The organism is Pimelobacter simplex, from assembly GCF_024662235.1.
GTDB lineage: Bacteria > Actinomycetota > Actinomycetes > Propionibacteriales > Nocardioidaceae > Nocardioides.
Window position 1 is genome coordinate 4,433,223 of sequence record NZ_CP096276.1, and the last position, 14,488, is coordinate 4,447,710.

Sequence of the window (14,488 nt, forward strand, 5' to 3'; positions counted from 1 at the left end):
GTGGCACAGACCACGACGGTAGCCGCGATTCTCGCGGGCCCACCCCCTGGAGGCAAGAGCAGATGACCGCCCCGACCGACGCAGCCACGCAGCCGCTGCCCGCCCTCGTCCCGCCTGCCGAGCTCGCCCGGCACGCCAACCTCCAGCAGGACGCCTACGAGCGCGCGGCGGCCGACCGGCTCGGCTTCTGGGCCGAGCAGGCGGCCCGGATCGACTGGGCCGAGCCCTTCACCGAGGTGCTCGACTGGTCGAACCCGCCGTTCGCGAAGTGGTTCGTGGGCGGGCGGCTCAACGCGGCGTACAACTGCGTCGACCGGCACGTCGAGGCGGGCGCGGGCGACCGCGTCGCCCTGCACTTCGTCGGGGAGCCCGGCGACGAGCGCGACCTCACGTACGCCGACCTCAAGGACGAGGTCTCCCGGGCGGCGAACGTCCTCACCGACCTCGGCGTGCGGGCCGGGGACCGGGTCGCGCTCTACCTCCCGATGATTCCCGAGGCGGTCGTCGCGATGCTGGCGTGCGCCCGGATCGGCGCCCCGCACACCGTGGTCTTCGGCGGCTTCAGCGCCGACGCGCTGGCCAGCCGGATCGCGGACTGCGAGGCGAAGGTCGTCATCACCGCCGACGGCGGCTACCGCCGCGGCACCGCCTCCCCACTCAAGCCCGCCGTCGACGAGGCGCTCGCGACGCTGGGCGCGAACAGCCCGGTCGACCACGTGCTCGTCGTCCGTCGTACCGGGCAGGACGTGCCGTTCGACGACGCCACCGACCTGTGGTGGCACGAGACGGTCGCCGCCGCCTCGCCCGAGCACCTGCCCGAGGCGTTCGACGCCGAGCACCCGCTCTACGTCATGTACACGTCCGGCACGACGGGCACCCCCAAGGGCATCCTGCACACGACCGGCGGCTACCTCGTGCAGACGGCGTACACCTTCTGGGGGGTGTTCGACCACAAGCCCGGCGACGTCTACTGGTGCACCGCCGACATCGGCTGGGTGACCGGTCACTCGTACCTCGTCTACGGCCCGCTCGCCAACGGCGCCACCCAGGTCCTCTACGAGGGCACCCCGGACACGCCGCACCGCGGCCGCTGGTGGGAGATCATCCAGGACAAGGGCGTCACGCTCTTCTACACGGCGCCGACGGCGATCCGGACGTTCATGAAATGGGGCGAGGAGATCCCCGAGAAGTACGACCTCTCCCGCCTGCGCGTGCTCGGCTCGGTCGGCGAGTCGATCAACCCCGAGGCGCACCGCTGGTACCACCAGCACATCGGCGGCGGCGCGGCGCCGATCGTCGACACCTGGTGGCAGACCGAGACCGGCGGCCACATGATCAGCCCCCTCCCCGGCGTCACCACCGCCAAGCCCGGCTCCGCCATGACCCCCGTGCCCGGCATCACCGCCGACGTCGTCGACGACGCCGGCCGCTCGGTCGCCCCCGGCGAGAGCGGCTACCTCGTCATCCGCGACCCCTGGCCCTCGATGCTCCGCACGATCTGGGGCGACGACGAGCGCTACCGCGCCACCTACTGGTCGCGCTGGGACGGCATGTACTTCGCCGGCGACGGCGCCCGCCGCGACGAGGACGGCGCCATCTGGCTGCTCGGCCGCGTCGACGACGTCATGAACGTCTCCGGCCACCGCCTCTCCACCACCGAGATCGAGTCGGCCCTCGTCTCCCACCCCTCCGTCGCGGAGGCCGCCGTCGTCGGCGCCACCGACGAGACCACCGGCCAGGCCGTCGTCGCCTTCGTCATCCTGCGCGAGTCGGTCGACGCCCCCGACGACGAGGTCACCGCCGCCCTCCGCAACCACGTCGCCCGCGAGATCGGCCCCATCGCCAAGCCCCGCCAGGTCATGGTCGTCCCCGAGCTCCCCAAGACCCGCTCCGGCAAGATCATGCGCCGCCTCCTGCGCGACGTCGCCGAGAACCGCACCGTCGGCGACGCCACCACCCTCGCCGACAGCTCCGTCATGGACCTCATCGCCGCTGGCATGACCACCCCCACCCCGGGAGCCGACGACTGATGCGCCTGCTGATCATGGGCGCCCCCGGCGCCGGCAAGGGCACCCAGGCCGTCGCCCTGGCCGCCCTCGTCGACGGCCCCCACATCTCCACCGGCGACCTGTTCCGCAGCAACATCGCCCAAGGCACCGAGCTCGGCCGGCTCGCGGAGAAGTACATCTCCGCGGGCGAGTACGTCCCCGACGCCGTCACCGACGACATGGTCCGCGACCGACTCGCCGCGCCGGACGCCCGCGAGGCCTTCGTCCTCGACGGCTACCCGCGCACGTCCTCGCAGGTCGCCAGCCTCGACGCGCTCCTCTCCGAGCGCGGTCTGGCGATCGACCGCGCCGTGGAGCTCGTCGTACCGGAAGAGGAGCTGGTGGACCGGCTCGTCGCCCGGGCGGCGGTCAGCGGGCGCAGCGACGACACGGCGGACGTCGTACGGCACCGGTTGGGGGTGTACGCCGCGCAGACGGCGCCGCTGTTGGCGTCGTACGGAGGGCGGGGGGTGTTGCACCGGGTGGACGGGACCGGGTCGGTGGAGGAGGTGCGGCAGCGGGTCGCCGAGGTCGTGCTCCGGAACCTGGCCAAGGCCGCCGCGCCGTAGATTGCCGCCATGGGATTCGGGCGCGAGGCGAGAAGGGTGCGGGACGAGACCCTGCCCCACGCCCAGCGCCTCCGGGCGCTCGAACAGTGCCTGGAGTGGACGCAACCGATCGGGTTCCACCCGTCGTGGCACTACCTGGAGGTCGCCCTCGGCGTACCGCGCGAGGGCATCGACTTCCTGGTCCCCGCGATCGACCTGCTCGAACGGGAACGCACCCGGCACCTCGAGCTCGACCGGCGCTACGCGACCCTCCGGCGCCGGCTCAAGCAGCAGGGCTCACGCGTGCCGCGTCCCGACACAGCCACCCCGACCTCACCGGCGCGGTGGCACGGAGACGAGCGCCAGGCCGCGGCCCATGCCCTGACGTGGTGGCTCCAGCACCACTCGCCGGCGGACTTCGCCGGCCGGCCCGAGGCCGAGGTCGCCGTCGACGCAGCACGCGTCCTCGCCGCCGGGGAGGGCGTCACGTCACTCGACGTGGTCGCGCTCCAACGGAGTCTCGTCTGGGCGCGCCGGGCCACGACGGAGCACCCGCGCGCGCACCAGGTGCTCTACCTCCTCGAGCAGATCTACGTCGCGCTCCGCGGCGCTCCGGTGGTCGGCTGTCCGTGGACCTTCACCCCGTCCCCCGATGACCAGGAACGCAGGCAGGCCGTGGCGCGTACGTGCTTCCGCGTGCCGCTCGGGCTCTGGCGCAGCACCCCTCGCGAGGACATGGTGGCGCTCCTCAGCGGGGCAGCCGGAGACCTACTGGTGCTCGGGTACGACACTCCCGCGCTCCGGGAGGTCGCCGGCCTGTCTCCGGGCGACTCGATCTACCAGGTCGAACCCGTCGTCTCCGCGGCCCTCGAACAGCTCGGGATCGATGACCTCCTCAGCACGCCGGCCGTCCGCGCCGGCCTCGAGGCCCGTCTCGAGCTCTACCTAGCGGGCGAACTGGCGCTGCGGGAGCTCTCGTCGTGGGCCCACCGGGCGATCGGTCACGACGGCGCGGACGACCTGCAGCCCTTCGCGTACCTCGATGACATCTACGACGTCTGGGAGTACGCCGGCCGCGATCTGCAGCACCTCGATGCCGTGACGCGCGAGGCAGCGCGTGACTTCCTGGCCGGCCGCGCCGTCCCCCGCCTCGACATGCTCGAGCCGCCCGCCCCGGGACCTACGAGCTGATCAGGGGCGGAACGTCGTCCTCACGCAGCCCACGGAGATGCGCCCGGATCCGTTCGTCAACAGCGGGCCGTTGCTCCGGGGCCTCGTCCCAGGCATGGAGCAGCGCCACCAGGGCCTCGCCCCCGCCAGGCTCCCAGAGGTCCTCGTGATCGCCGATGATCTCGAGGACGTGCTGCGCCGATGCATAGGGCCGATGGGTGCCGTCCATCCGGTCGACCGCCCACCAGATGCTCTCCCAATGTCCGCGCCACGGATCCTGCTCGTAGGGGGAGCCCAGGTTCCGGACCGGATACCCGAGCTCGGCCAGGACCTCCGCGAGGCGTACCTCCCCTTCGAGTGCCTGCCGGGGAGTCAGCGACGCCATCTCGCGCAGCAGCGGTGAGTCGTAGCCGTCCACCAACCACTGGGCGGCGACCATCGCCAGGTCACGGTCCGGGATCACGCGGCCGCGCGAGGCCTGCTCAGGCGTGACGTCGCGGGAGGTCATCGGGGCTCAACAACGATCCCGGCCACGCGATGGTTGGCGTTGGTGGTCGACGGGGTCCGACGACTCTCCTGCCACGCTCTTGCCACGCACCGAGCCTTCGTCAGGACCGCTCCCAGGGCGAGGGTCCGATGTCGGGTGTGCGCCACCACAAACGCCGGGGTCGTCATGGGGCCACGGAACGTCAGAAGGACGCGTTCGTGCGGCGGGAAGTCGTTGGACATGGCCTCCGGCTCGACCATCACGGAGAAGGGCGTGTCAGCGTCTCCCTGCACGAGCATCCGGGTGATGCGGGCATCAGCAGACTCATCGCCTCGGGCGCCGAGTTGCTCTTCGACATCACGTTTCTCATCCCGACGACGGGCCCGCGAGGCCCACTTCTTGGCCTCATCCGCGTGCCCCCAGAAGCCGTGCTTGCGCGACATGTCGCGAGCACCGTCGTGCTCGGTCCTTCCACGTCCAAGGGCCACCCCCAGAGACTATCGCTCGCTGGGTCGCCCGGATCGGCGTCGCGATCGAGGAACTAGTCGGGCGCGGGACATCCGGGAACGATGAGATCGTTACTTCCATGAAGTGGATGCGTCGCAGCGACTCCGCGCATCGCAGCGCTCCGGTCCAGGACCCGGCAATGGCAGGTGCGTTCTGGGACCTGCGTGACCACGCGCACGACCACCCGGATGAATGGGATGGAGTCACAGCCGAGGTCGTCTTCCAGGCCGTGGCCGCGGTCATCGAGCGCGCAGCGGAGTCTGGCACAGCGATTGATTGGTCCGCGATTCCCTCGTTGGTCGCGGCTGGGGTACTGGGCCGAAACGATCCGGCGCCGCTGTCAACAACGGACCCCAACGAGGCCGTGCAGGGGCAGAGAATCACCGGTATCAACTCCGTGCACGACTTCATCGAGGTGCACATGGACGACGTCATCCTCACCGGATACACCCAGCCGTTCGGGATCATCGGATGCGCAGGGGTCGGGCCCTCCTCGATTCCACGCTTAGTCGGCAAGGTCGTTGAGGAGCTGTCAGTCGTTGAGGGCGAGTACGTCGCCATCGACTCGGGCGAGAACAGACTGGCCTTCCCGATCGGCGGCCCGTCCGCCAAAGGACCGGAGTCCGTCCGCCTCTACCGTCCCGCGCACCACGAACTCGGCATTCCGAGCGCGCACTGGATCTGGTGACGACAATGCGCTTCGGTTCGCGGCTACCCCACGGGTTGCCTCGAGGTTGCTCAATCCGACGACAGGTCACTCTTCATCCGCGTGTTGAACGACTGCATCGGCGCACGAGCACCGCGCGGCGCGCCGCGGGGGCTCTCGACCTACTGGATCGACAGGCTCTGAAGGTGTTCCGCCCCCACCTCCGCGGTTCCCAGGCGTCTGCGATCTTCCCCGGCTACGCGTCGTACCTCGAGCTCGTCGACGGACTCGTCGAGGCACGTTTCAATTACGACCCACCCGACAGGACGCCTACACCGCAATCGTCCAGCGCCTCGACGGCGCCGAGCACACCTACGAGGCCGAGCCGTCGGGGCCCGACTCGATCCGATGAGTGGCATTGCCAGATTGCGCCTGCTACCGGTTCGGCCGATGATCGGCGGGTGCAGCCGAGCGCCTATCTCTCGTGGGTCAAGAGCCTCGACTTCCTTCGACAGTGCCTCCGTGTTCCTCCTGCCCTGAGCAACGCGACGACACTCGTGGCAGCACGTCACCGCTGGGGACAGCACCTTCAGTGCCGTACGTCTATGCATGACCTCCTTTTCACTGTTCCCGGAGACGAGTTCCCGTTCACCGCCTCCGTGGTCGTTCACGTGGATGGACCGCGCCATGTCGTCCGCCGGACGGCTGGTGGCGATGTTCACGAGGTCGAGTGCACGGCGGACGACGTCGATCGCGTGGTGGACGAGGCCCTTGAAGCGCTGCTCGCTCCCATCCAGGTGTGTCGCGCTTGCGGAACCCCGTCTGCCAGCCCGGACTTCACCGCGGTGTTTGAACGGATGCACTACATCTGCTTCCACTTCGAGTTCGAGCACGGCGACGCTGACCGCGATCAGGCGTGCGGTCTGGCGGGTTGCCCCGCCGGATGAGGTGACGTCACGGCCGCTCGACCACGCTGTCGCGGTACGTCTGCCAGGCGCGAAAGCTCTTGCCTGACGCCTCCGATGTGAAGAACTCGCCCGCAGAGCAGTCGATAGCGCGGCGACCGAGACGTGTGAGGAGCGCGTCGATGAAGTCCACGACGGGGCCTCCGCCGCGGACGTGCGACATCATCGAGTCCACGACCTCTTCGCTTCCCATGTTGAACTCGATGACGAAGTCGGGAGCCGCCAGTTCGCCCCAGGATGGGTCGGAGAAGTCGGCGCTGGGTGCCACGTCGCGAACCACGGCGATCAACTCAGATCGGTCGCCAAGAGGCTGAGGCTGGAAGTCATCGGGGATGTCGGCAACCGAGGAGGCGTCGGTCGGCAGGTCCATGATCGAGATGTCCCAGCTCACGCCGCCATCCTGCACCAGCGCACGCCAAGTGCGTGGGTTCCCTCAGAGGTAGTCAAAGAAGCGTGTCCACCACGTTGCGCCGTGTCGAGCATCAAGAGCAGCGAGCGCGCTCGGTCCGTCGTAGTCGTTCCAGAGCGGTGCTTCGGGAACGACCTGGTACCCAAGAGAATCGAGAGTGGCGTAGATCCGAGCCGCATCCCTGGCCGCCAGGCGCTCCTTGAACTCGTCCTGTGAGTACGCGCCTGGGTTCGTCACCGCGACGGTCGCCAAGCTCCCGAAGTTGCTGACAAAGACGACCAGCGGTTCGCCAGTTTCAGTCGCGGCCGAAGGGATGCTGACGCGGGCGTGAAGGCTTGCGTCCTCGACGTGTCGATCTGCGTTGGTTCGGCAGGCGAAGGCTGCGTCAAGGCGACCCACGAGCTCATCAAAGAGTTTCCGGGTAGCGTTGTGGTCGAAATCGGACGGGACCTCGAGATGGTCGGGATCATCGAGCGACCGAAGCAATGACCACATCAGCTCGCCGTCGACAACGCACGCGTATGGATCCGGCCGGCCAGTCGGCGCGGCGCGAACCTCGTCCCACTCGTAGCCGCGATCCTCCAACTCGGCACGGAGTTCATCCACCGACGTCACGAGCACCGTCATCGGCCACGACGGGTAAGAGTCCCCGGGAGTGGTGGGGTTTGAGGGAGCAGCGGCGGGGCGTCAGCACGTAGACGGCCATCGGCGGGATCTTCGGTGTGTACGGCCAAGCACCCACTGAAGAAAGAGGTCCACCGATGGCCTTGCCCCAGTCTGCCCTGTCCGAGATCCTCGAGGCGTTCCGTGCCGGTGATGGCGTCGATCTCATCCGTGATTCGGTCCGGCTCGCGCTCCAAGAGCTGATCGAGCTCGAAGCCACCCAGCAGATCGGCGCGGCGCCCTATGAGCGCACCGAGGACCGCACAGCCGAGCGGAACGGCCACCGTCCGCGGATGCTGACCACCAAGGCCGGCGATGTCGAGTTGCGCATCCCCAAGCTGCGCAAGGGCTCGTTCTTCCCGATCATCCTCGAGCCGCGGCGCCGTATCGACCAGGCGCTGTACGCGGTAGTCATGGAAGCCTACGTCCACGGCATCTCCACCCGCTCGGTCGACGACCTGGTCGAGGCGATGGGCGGCAGCGGTGTCTCCAAGTCCGAGGTCTCCCGGATCTGCGCCAACCTCGATGAGCAGGTCGGCGCGTTCCGCACCCGCAGTCTGGATCATGTCGAGTTCCCCTACATCTACCTCGACGCGACCTACCTCCACGTCCGTAACGCCCCGGGCAAGGGCGGTCAGGTGGTGTCGATGGCGGTGGTCGTCGCGACCGGCGTGAGCGCGACCGGGGAGCGGGAGATCCTCGGCCTAGATGTCGGCGACAGCGAGGACGAGGTCTTCTGGCGCGCCTTCTTGCTCAGCCTCAAGCAGCGCGGCCTGGCCGGCGTGCAGCTGGTCATCTCAGACCAGCACTCCGGACTGGTCAAGGCGCTGGGCCGGGCGTTCCAGGGTGTCGCGCACCAGCGGTGCCGGGTCCACTTCGCGCGCAACCTGCTCGCTCACGTGCCCAAGGGGCAGGCCGAGCTCGTGGCGACCGCGTTCCGGATGATCTTCGCCCAGCCCACGCCCGAGGACGTCCACGCGGCGTGGGACAAGACCCGCGAGGAGCTCGCCGCCCGGTTCCCCAAGCTCGGTCCGTTGATGGACGCCGCCAAGGCCGAGGTCCTGGCCTTCACCGCGTTCCCGCGCGAGCACTGGCGCAAGGTCTGGTCGACCAACCCGTTGGAGCGCGTGAATAAGGAAATCAAGCGCCGGGCCCGGGTCGTAGGCATCTTCCCCAACGCCGCCGCCGTCATCCGACTCGTCGGAGCCGTGCTGATCGACATGCACGACGAATGGATCGCCGGCGAGCGCCGCTACCTCTCAGAAGGCTCCATGGCCAAGCTCTACGAGACCAGCAATACTCACCCCGTCGCCGCCATCGACAACGGCGACGCGTAGGCACCGAGGGTCACCTCAAAGCCCACCACCCCGCGGGGCTCTGTCCCACGACGGCGGCTCCTGCGCGCCGCGCCAGGTCAGATGCACCAGCGCCACGGCACCGTCGCTCAGGCGAAGGAGAGCGTCGTCCCGCGCGGGAACGCCCAGCCCGATGATCTCCCATGCGCGACCGTGGAGAACGTGGCCAGGTGCGATCTCTCGGCGCAACTCCCTCCTGTGTCGGGCCACCAAGGTGCGGCGCGCGACTCGGTCGCGCCGCCGCCGGAGGTCGATCCAGCGCTCCGGAAGGTCCAACGAATCGATCCACGACGTCACGGCGCCTCCTCTCCAGCAGCGTCCTGCGCGCGCAGCCGCCCGCCTGTCACGTGCGGAGCTCGCCTTCGTGCACACAAAGATCGATGGATCGGCCATCGAAGGTGAGTGCCAAGCCGACGAGTTCACCAACTTCACTTCGGATTGCCGCGCACCATTCGAGACGCCGACCCACAAGACCCGAGAAGGGCTCCTCACTGCTCGCCTCCCGGAGCGTCCAGCGCCCATCCGGGTCGATGTAGTCGTACGACACGAGCCAGGACTCATCACCCGCTCGGGTCAGGTCGATGTCCAGACACCAGTCGGTCGCACCACTGAGGAACAACCCGACCCCACCATCGAAGCGAAGATGAGCCGGGCCAACGCGGGGGTTGCTGGAGCCACCGGCATCGGTCCAAGCAAGCCGCTCCACGGCGCGAAGACGCCGACCAACCGCATCGCCGCCAAACCCTCGCATGGCCGTCGCGGTCCGCGCCGCCAGCTTCCTGACTGTCGGCCAACTGGAGTCGTCGAGCCACGCCTGGTCAGATGACGTTGGCTCCTGTCGCTCCGTAACCGCCACCACTGCACGGACGACCGACCGGACTGCCGCTGCCTCGTGTTCGTCGAACAGAAGCGCCCCGATGTCCTCCTTGGGGTCGCGTACGTCCCAGAAGGTGTCGTCCACGAGCCAATGAACCGCTTCGGTCAGTGTGGGCCACTCCGCCGACGGGTTCGGACCGGCCAAGATGTCGAGCGCGTTGAGCACGTCCTCGCGACGGTCCGGCCACTCGACTCCCATGCCGAGATGGTGTCACCTACGTCGTCGTACGGCCTCGCTTTCCGCCTCTGACCTGCAGAGCCACGCCAGATCAGTAGTACCACGGGTACGGCGACCAGTCCGGCTCCCGCTTCTCCAGGAACTGGTCGCGCCCCTCCTGCGCCTCATCAGTCATGTACGCCAGCCGCGTCGTCTCCCCCGCGAACAGCTGCTGCCCCACCAGCCCGTCGTCCAGCAGGTTGAACGAGTACTTCAGCATCCGCTGCGCCGTCGGGCTCTTGCCGTTGATCAGCCGCCCCCACTCCAGCGCGGTCGCCTCGAGCTCGGCGTGCGGGACGGCGCGGTTGGCGGCGCCCATCCGGACGGCGTCGTCGGCGGAGTACTCCTGGCCGAGGAAGAAGATCTCGCGGGCGAACTTCTGGCCCACCTGCCGCGCCAGGTACGCCGACCCGTAGCCGCCGTCGAACGAGCCCACGTCGGCGTCGGTCTGCTTGAACCGGGCGTGCTCGGTGGAGGCGAGGGCGAGGTCGCAGGTGACGAACAGGCTGTGCCCGCCGCCGGCCGCCCAGCCGGGGACGACGCAGATGACGACCTTCGGCATGAACCGGATCAGGCGCTGGCACTCGAGGATGTGCAGGCGGGCGAGGCGGGCCTTGTCGATGGCGCTCGGCTCCTCGGCGCCGGTGTCAGCGGCCCCGGCCGACACGTCCTCGTACTGGTAGCCGGCGCGGCCGCGGATGCGCTGGTCGCCGCCGGTGCAGAAGGCCCACTTGCCGTTCTTGGCGCTCGGGCCGTTGCCGGTGAGCAGGACGCAGCCGACGTCGGCGGACTGGCGCGCGTGCTCCAGGGTGCGGAGCAGCTCGTCGACGGTGTGCGGCCGGAAGGCGTTGAGGACGTCGGGGCGGTCGAAGGCGATCCGGACGGTGCCGTGCGCCTTGGCGCGGTGGTACGTCAGGTCGGTCAGGTCCTCGAACCCGGGGACGACGTCCCACTGGCTCGCGTCGAACGTCTCGCTCACGCCCTCGATCGCACTCATGGGCGCTCACGCTAGTCCGTGGGCGGCTCAGCCGAGCTGGCGGCGTACCTCCGCGGCGACGGCGGCACCGTCGGCGCGGCCCTTGACCTGGGGCTGGACGATGCCCATGACCTGGCCCATCGCCTTGGGGCCCGCGCCCGCGGCGCCGAGCTTCTCGACGGCGGCGGTGACGATGGCGGCGATCTCCTCGGGGCCCATCTGCTCGGGCAGGTAGTCCTGGATCACGGCGGCCTCGGCGCGCTCCTTGGCGGCCATCTCGGGGCGGTCGCCCTCCTCGAAGGCGACCGCGGCCTCGCGGCGCTTCTTGCCCTCGCTGGCGAGGACGGTGAGCACCTCGTCGTCGGTCAGCTCCTTGGCGACCTTGCCGGCCACCTCGGCGTTGGTGACCGCGGTCAGGATCATCCGCAGCGTGGACGAGCGGACGTCGTCGCGCGCCTTGATCGCGGTGGTGAGGTCGGCGCGGAGGCGGTCCTTGAGGATGCTCATGCCTTGATTCTGCCTGCCGTGTGTGAGGCTTGCCGAATGGGATTCGCGCGAGGCCTGCTGCGCGCCGCCGGCGCCGGCGGGATGCTCGGCACCGCGGTGACGTCGTACGCCCTGTGGGAGGCGCGTCAGTACACCCTGCGCCGCTACGACATCCGCACGCTCCCCGCCGGGATGCGCCCGCTGCGGGTGCTGCACCTCAGCGACATCCACATGACGCCGGGGCAGCGCCGCAAGCAGGAGTGGATCCGCTCGCTGGCCGCGCTCGAGCCCGATCTGGTCATCGACTCCGGTGACAACCTGGCGCACCAGGGGGCGGTCGGTCCCGTCCTCGACAGCCTCGGCGGGCTGCTCGACCGGCCCGGGGTGTTCGTGCACGGGTCCAACGACTACTTCGAGCCGCGGCTGCGCAACCCGTTCGCCTACCTCCTGCCGGACAACGGCAAGCGGCACACGCACGTCCCCCAGCTGCCCTGGAAGAACCTGACCGCCGGGCTGACCGGCGCCGGCTGGCTCGACCTGACCAACCGCCGCACCACGCTCACCGTCGGCGAGACGGTCCTCGCGTTCGCCGGGGTCGACGACCCCCACCTGGAGTACGACGACCTGGCGGCCGTCGCGGGACCGGCCGACCCGGACGCCGACGTGCGGCTCGGGATCGCCCATGCGCCGTACCTGCGGGTGCTGGACCAGTTCGCCGCGGACGGCTACGACGCGATCATCGCCGGGCACACCCACGGCGGCCAGGTCTGCCTGCCGTGGCCGGGCGGCGCTCGTACGCTCGCCACCAACTGCGACCTCGACGCCGCCCGCGCGCGGGGCCTGCACCGGCACCCCGCCGACTCCCGTCCCGGCGATCCCGGCTCGTCGTGGCTGCACGTCTCGGCCGGCATCGGGAGCAACCCGTACCTGCGCATCCGCGTCGCCTGCCGACCCGAGGCGACCCTGCTGACACTGCTGCCCCGGGGCTGAGCGCCACGCGTCACGGGGGTCCCCGATTGCAGGTCGGGCCGCTGGCTCCGCTATGCTCCCAGGCTTGTGAGCAGGCCCGGCAACGGGACGGACTCATGGCGGGCTGTGGCGCAGCTTGGTAGCGCGCCTCGTTCGGGACGAGGAGGCCGCAGGTTCAAATCCTGTCAGCCCGACCGCCGCCGGTGGACCCACGATCGCGTGGGTCCACTGGTCGTTTTAGACCGTGTCACCCTGCGCCGCGTAGTAGTCCCGCTGCGCCGGGAAGTAGTCGTCGAAGTCCGGCAGCGCCGCACCGGTCATCGACGCGACGAGCTGGTCGAGGTAGTACTCCCAGCCCGGGCCGACCTCCCCCACCGCGTCCGGAGCCACGCGGTACATGACGAAGCGCAGCTCCGTGCGGTCCTCCCGGCCCTCGGCCGCGGTCAGGTCGACGGAGAGGTCCCAGGAGCCCATCTCGTCGGCGGTCAGGACCCGGAGCCGGCGCGGCTCGTCGCACTCGGTGATCGTGACGTCGGTCCACGGCGAGCCCTCCTCGAACCCGAGCTGGAGCCGTACGGTCTCGCCCACCGCGCCGACGCCCTCCCAGCGGCCGAACCAGCGGGCGGTCCGCTCGGGCTCAGTGACGGCGGCCCAGGCGTCCGCGGGGGCGCCGGGGAGGGTCCGGGTGAGGACGAGGTCGTGGGCGTCCCCGTTCGGGACGAGGCGGCCGGTGGGCGTAGGCGTGGTCATGCGGAGTTCTCCTTGACGGCGGGGGTGGGTTCAGGGGCGGCGGGTTCGGCAGCAGCGGCCGTACGTCGTTCGCGGCTGGTCCGGGCGACCTCGGTCGCCAGCGCGTCGAAGCGCTCCGGCAGCGCGAACGCGGGGCCGAGCAGGCGGTCGAGGTAGCGGGCGAGCTCGGCCAGCGGCTCCCGGCGCAGGGCGTAGATCCGCTGTCGCCCGGTGACGGTCGCCTCGACCACCCCGCACTCGACCAGGACCCGCAGGTGCTTGCTCACCGCGGGACGGCTGATCGCGAAGTGCTCCGCGATCCGTCCGGCCGGGAGCGGGGAGGCGTGGAGCAGCTCGAGGATCTCCCGCCGGACGGGGTCCGCGACCGCTCGAGCTCCCTGCATCCCGAAAGCGTAACCGATTGGCTACGCATTTGGCAGGGGCGCCCGATTTCGCCCATCGGCCTCCCGGTCGTGGGCGGTACGTTCGTGACACACTGCATGCCATGTCTGACGAGCAGGACAAGCTGAAGCTCAGCTTGGAGCCGCCCAAGCTGTTCGGGCGGAAGAAGAAGCCGGCCGACGCCGGCGCCGACGCCCCTGAGGCCGACGCGCCCGCCCCGCCGGTCGCGGAGGCGCCCGAGCGTCCCGCTGCTCGTCCGACCCCGGAGCCTGAGGTCGAGCCCGAGGCCGAGGCCGAGGTTGAGCCGGAGGTCGAGGTCGAGGCGGAGGTCGAGCAGACCGCGGTCCTCGACGAGATCGTCGCCGAGCCGGAGCCCGAGCCGGAGCCCGAGCCCGAGCCGGAGCCCGAGCCGGAGCCCGAGCCGGAGCCCGAGCCGGTCGCCGTGGCACCCACCCCTGCCCCCGCGCCCGCGCCCGCGGCCAAGCCCAAGGCCGCCCCCAAGCCGACCCCCAAGCCAGCCCCCAAGCCGGCCCCGACCGCGACCGCCCCGACCCCCACCCAGGTCGAGCCCGAGCCGGTCGACCAGGCCGCGCTCGAGGACGCCGAGATCGCCGCGCTGGCGACGTCCGGGTCCGGCCCGCTGCTGAGCCTCTACCGTGCCGCGGCCCTGACCGGACTGGTCGTGGGCGCGGCGATGGTCGTCCTCACCTGGCTCTCGCTGCGCGGCTGCGAGGCGATCCGCGGTACGGCGTCCTGCGGCGGCGGACCGGGCTTCCTGCTGCTGGTCGCGACGTTCGCGCTGTGCGTGCTGCTGGGGGCGCAGCTGCTCAAGGCGTTCTCGATCCCGGATCCGGGCAGCAGCAGCTTCCTGGCCGTCGGTCTGGTCGCGGTGGTGGCGCTGCTGTTCCTGATCGACTTCCTCGACCACTGGTCGACGCTCGTCCTGGTGCCGCTGCTGAGCATCGCGGCGCACCTGGCGTCCGTATGGGTCACCAAGACGTTCGTCGATCCCGAGGGCGCCTGAGCGCCCTCGGG

At 70.2% G+C, this 14,488-nt stretch carries 17 protein-coding genes and 1 tRNA gene; 9 read left to right on the top strand and 9 right to left on the bottom strand.

The window, feature by feature from the left end; all coding sequences use genetic code 11:
- The first annotated feature begins 62 nt into the window (after window positions 1–62).
- From acs to M0M48_RS21775, 3 genes are read left to right on the top strand one after another with little or no spacing between them, the layout of a single operon-like run.
- Window positions 63–2,030, top strand: a complete 1,968-nt coding sequence (gene acs / locus M0M48_RS21765; RefSeq protein WP_257752722.1) for an acetate--CoA ligase — start codon at window positions 63–65, stop codon at window positions 2,028–2,030.
- The gene (locus M0M48_RS21770) at window positions 2,030–2,617 is read left to right on the top strand and encodes an adenylate kinase (protein WP_257752723.1); all 588 of its coding nucleotides are present in this window, start codon (window positions 2,030–2,032) and stop codon (window positions 2,615–2,617) included. Before acs ends, M0M48_RS21770 begins: the two co-directional genes overlap by 1 nt.
- Window positions 2,618–2,653: 36 nt before the next feature.
- Window positions 2,654–3,787 carry a hypothetical protein gene (locus tag M0M48_RS21775; RefSeq protein WP_257752724.1) on the top strand — a complete coding sequence of 378 codons (1,134 nt, stop codon included), beginning with the start codon at window positions 2,654–2,656 and terminating at the stop codon, window positions 3,785–3,787.
- Here the strand turns inward: M0M48_RS21775 and M0M48_RS21780 are convergent.
- Together M0M48_RS21780 and M0M48_RS21785 are read right to left on the bottom strand one after the other, a co-directional pair.
- Entirely contained in the window at window positions 3,777–4,274 is a 498-nt protein-coding gene (locus tag M0M48_RS21780; RefSeq protein WP_257752725.1) for a hypothetical protein, read from the bottom strand. The genes M0M48_RS21775 and M0M48_RS21780 overlap by 11 nt on opposite strands.
- Window positions 4,271–4,696: a hypothetical protein gene (locus tag M0M48_RS21785; RefSeq protein ID WP_257752726.1), complete on the bottom strand. Its 426-nt coding sequence runs from the start codon at window positions 4,694–4,696 to the stop codon at window positions 4,271–4,273. Before M0M48_RS21785 ends, M0M48_RS21780 begins: the two co-directional genes overlap by 4 nt.
- A gap of 143 nt (window positions 4,697–4,839) precedes the next feature.
- Between M0M48_RS21785 and M0M48_RS21790 the strand changes: the two genes are divergently transcribed.
- The gene (locus tag M0M48_RS21790; protein WP_257752727.1) at window positions 4,840–5,448 is read left to right on the top strand and encodes a hypothetical protein; all 609 of its coding nucleotides are present in this window, start codon (window positions 4,840–4,842) and stop codon (window positions 5,446–5,448) included.
- Window positions 5,449–6,011: 563 nt separating this feature from the next.
- Window positions 6,012–6,353, top strand: a complete 342-nt coding sequence (locus M0M48_RS21795; RefSeq protein WP_257752728.1) for a hypothetical protein — start codon at window positions 6,012–6,014, stop codon at window positions 6,351–6,353.
- A gap of 7 nt (window positions 6,354–6,360) precedes the next feature.
- On the opposite strand, the gene M0M48_RS21800 is transcribed toward M0M48_RS21795, so the two are convergent.
- On the bottom strand, window positions 6,361–6,762 hold the full coding sequence (locus tag M0M48_RS21800) for a hypothetical protein (RefSeq protein WP_257752729.1): 402 nt from the start codon (window positions 6,760–6,762) through the stop codon (window positions 6,361–6,363).
- 42 nt (window positions 6,763–6,804) lie between these two features.
- Window positions 6,805–7,407 carry a hypothetical protein gene (locus M0M48_RS21805; RefSeq protein WP_257752730.1) on the bottom strand — a complete coding sequence of 201 codons (603 nt, stop codon included), beginning with the start codon at window positions 7,405–7,407 and terminating at the stop codon, window positions 6,805–6,807.
- 134 nt (window positions 7,408–7,541) lie between these two features.
- On the opposite strand from M0M48_RS21805, the gene M0M48_RS21810 reads away from it, so the two are divergent.
- The gene (locus M0M48_RS21810) at window positions 7,542–8,780 is read left to right on the top strand and encodes an IS256 family transposase (protein ID WP_257750629.1); all 1,239 of its coding nucleotides are present in this window, start codon (window positions 7,542–7,544) and stop codon (window positions 8,778–8,780) included.
- 361 nt (window positions 8,781–9,141) lie between these two features.
- Here M0M48_RS21810 and M0M48_RS21815 read toward each other — a convergent pair whose 3' ends face one another.
- The 3 genes from M0M48_RS21815 to M0M48_RS21825 all read right to left on the bottom strand — a co-directional run bounded on the left by M0M48_RS21815 (window position 9,142) and on the right by M0M48_RS21825 (window position 11,374).
- Window positions 9,142–9,873 carry an SCO4402 family protein gene (locus tag M0M48_RS21815; RefSeq protein ID WP_257752731.1) on the bottom strand — a complete coding sequence of 244 codons (732 nt, stop codon included), beginning with the start codon at window positions 9,871–9,873 and terminating at the stop codon, window positions 9,142–9,144.
- A 70-nt stretch (window positions 9,874–9,943) separates the two neighbouring features.
- Window positions 9,944–10,888, bottom strand: a complete 945-nt coding sequence (locus M0M48_RS21820; RefSeq protein WP_215812515.1) for a 1,4-dihydroxy-2-naphthoyl-CoA synthase — start codon at window positions 10,886–10,888, stop codon at window positions 9,944–9,946.
- Between the two features lie 27 nt (window positions 10,889–10,915).
- Complete coding sequence (locus M0M48_RS21825) at window positions 10,916–11,374, bottom strand: GatB/YqeY domain-containing protein (protein ID WP_215812514.1); 459 nt, start codon at window positions 11,372–11,374, stop codon at window positions 10,916–10,918.
- A 36-nt stretch (window positions 11,375–11,410) separates the two neighbouring features.
- Between M0M48_RS21825 and M0M48_RS21830 the strand changes: the two genes are divergently transcribed.
- Window positions 11,411–12,343 (top strand): metallophosphoesterase, encoded by a 933-nt coding sequence (locus tag M0M48_RS21830; RefSeq protein ID WP_257752732.1) that lies wholly within the window; start codon window positions 11,411–11,413, stop codon window positions 12,341–12,343.
- A 99-nt stretch (window positions 12,344–12,442) separates the two neighbouring features.
- Window positions 12,443–12,516: transfer RNA gene (locus M0M48_RS21835), tRNA-Pro, on the top strand.
- Between the two features lie 43 nt (window positions 12,517–12,559).
- On the opposite strand, the gene M0M48_RS21840 is transcribed toward M0M48_RS21835, so the two are convergent.
- Window positions 12,560–13,072: an SRPBCC family protein gene (locus tag M0M48_RS21840; protein WP_257752733.1), complete on the bottom strand. Its 513-nt coding sequence runs from the start codon at window positions 13,070–13,072 to the stop codon at window positions 12,560–12,562.
- The gene (locus M0M48_RS21845; protein WP_257752734.1) at window positions 13,069–13,455 is read right to left on the bottom strand and encodes an ArsR/SmtB family transcription factor; all 387 of its coding nucleotides are present in this window, start codon (window positions 13,453–13,455) and stop codon (window positions 13,069–13,071) included. Before M0M48_RS21845 ends, M0M48_RS21840 begins: the two co-directional genes overlap by 4 nt.
- 101 nt (window positions 13,456–13,556) lie before the next feature.
- On the opposite strand from M0M48_RS21845, the gene M0M48_RS21850 reads away from it, so the two are divergent.
- Window positions 13,557–14,477, top strand: coding sequence for a hypothetical protein (locus M0M48_RS21850; RefSeq protein ID WP_257752735.1), 921 nt, complete (start codon window positions 13,557–13,559; stop codon window positions 14,475–14,477).
- Window positions 14,478–14,488: the final 11 nt, after the last annotated feature.

Coding starts and splice junctions, on each gene's coding strand:
- M0M48_RS21820 (WP_215812515.1), bottom strand. CDS start 10,888: ATGAGTGCGATCGAGGGCGTGAGCGAGACGTTCGACGCGAGCCAGTGG.
- M0M48_RS21770 (WP_257752723.1), top strand. CDS start 2,030: ATGCGCCTGCTGATCATGGGCGCCCCCGGCGCCGGCAAGGGCACCCAG.
- M0M48_RS21785 (WP_257752726.1), bottom strand. CDS start 4,696: ATGTCGCGCAAGCACGGCTTCTGGGGGCACGCGGATGAGGCCAAGAAG.
- M0M48_RS21815 (WP_257752731.1), bottom strand. CDS start 9,873: ATGGGAGTCGAGTGGCCGGACCGTCGCGAGGACGTGCTCAACGCGCTC.
- M0M48_RS21810 (WP_257750629.1), top strand. CDS start 7,542: ATGGCCTTGCCCCAGTCTGCCCTGTCCGAGATCCTCGAGGCGTTCCGT.
- M0M48_RS21790 (WP_257752727.1), top strand. CDS start 4,840: ATGAAGTGGATGCGTCGCAGCGACTCCGCGCATCGCAGCGCTCCGGTC.
- M0M48_RS21840 (WP_257752733.1), bottom strand. CDS start 13,072: ATGACCACGCCTACGCCCACCGGCCGCCTCGTCCCGAACGGGGACGCC.
- M0M48_RS21805 (WP_257752730.1), bottom strand. CDS start 7,407: ATGACGGTGCTCGTGACGTCGGTGGATGAACTCCGTGCCGAGTTGGAG.
- M0M48_RS21780 (WP_257752725.1), bottom strand. CDS start 4,274: ATGACCTCCCGCGACGTCACGCCTGAGCAGGCCTCGCGCGGCCGCGTG.
- M0M48_RS21845 (WP_257752734.1), bottom strand. CDS start 13,455: ATGCAGGGAGCTCGAGCGGTCGCGGACCCCGTCCGGCGGGAGATCCTC.
- M0M48_RS21795 (WP_257752728.1), top strand. CDS start 6,012: ATGCATGACCTCCTTTTCACTGTTCCCGGAGACGAGTTCCCGTTCACC.
- acs (WP_257752722.1), top strand. CDS start 63: ATGACCGCCCCGACCGACGCAGCCACGCAGCCGCTGCCCGCCCTCGTC.
- M0M48_RS21830 (WP_257752732.1), top strand. CDS start 11,411: ATGGGATTCGCGCGAGGCCTGCTGCGCGCCGCCGGCGCCGGCGGGATG.
- M0M48_RS21825 (WP_215812514.1), bottom strand. CDS start 11,374: ATGAGCATCCTCAAGGACCGCCTCCGCGCCGACCTCACCACCGCGATC.
- M0M48_RS21850 (WP_257752735.1), top strand. CDS start 13,557: ATGTCTGACGAGCAGGACAAGCTGAAGCTCAGCTTGGAGCCGCCCAAG.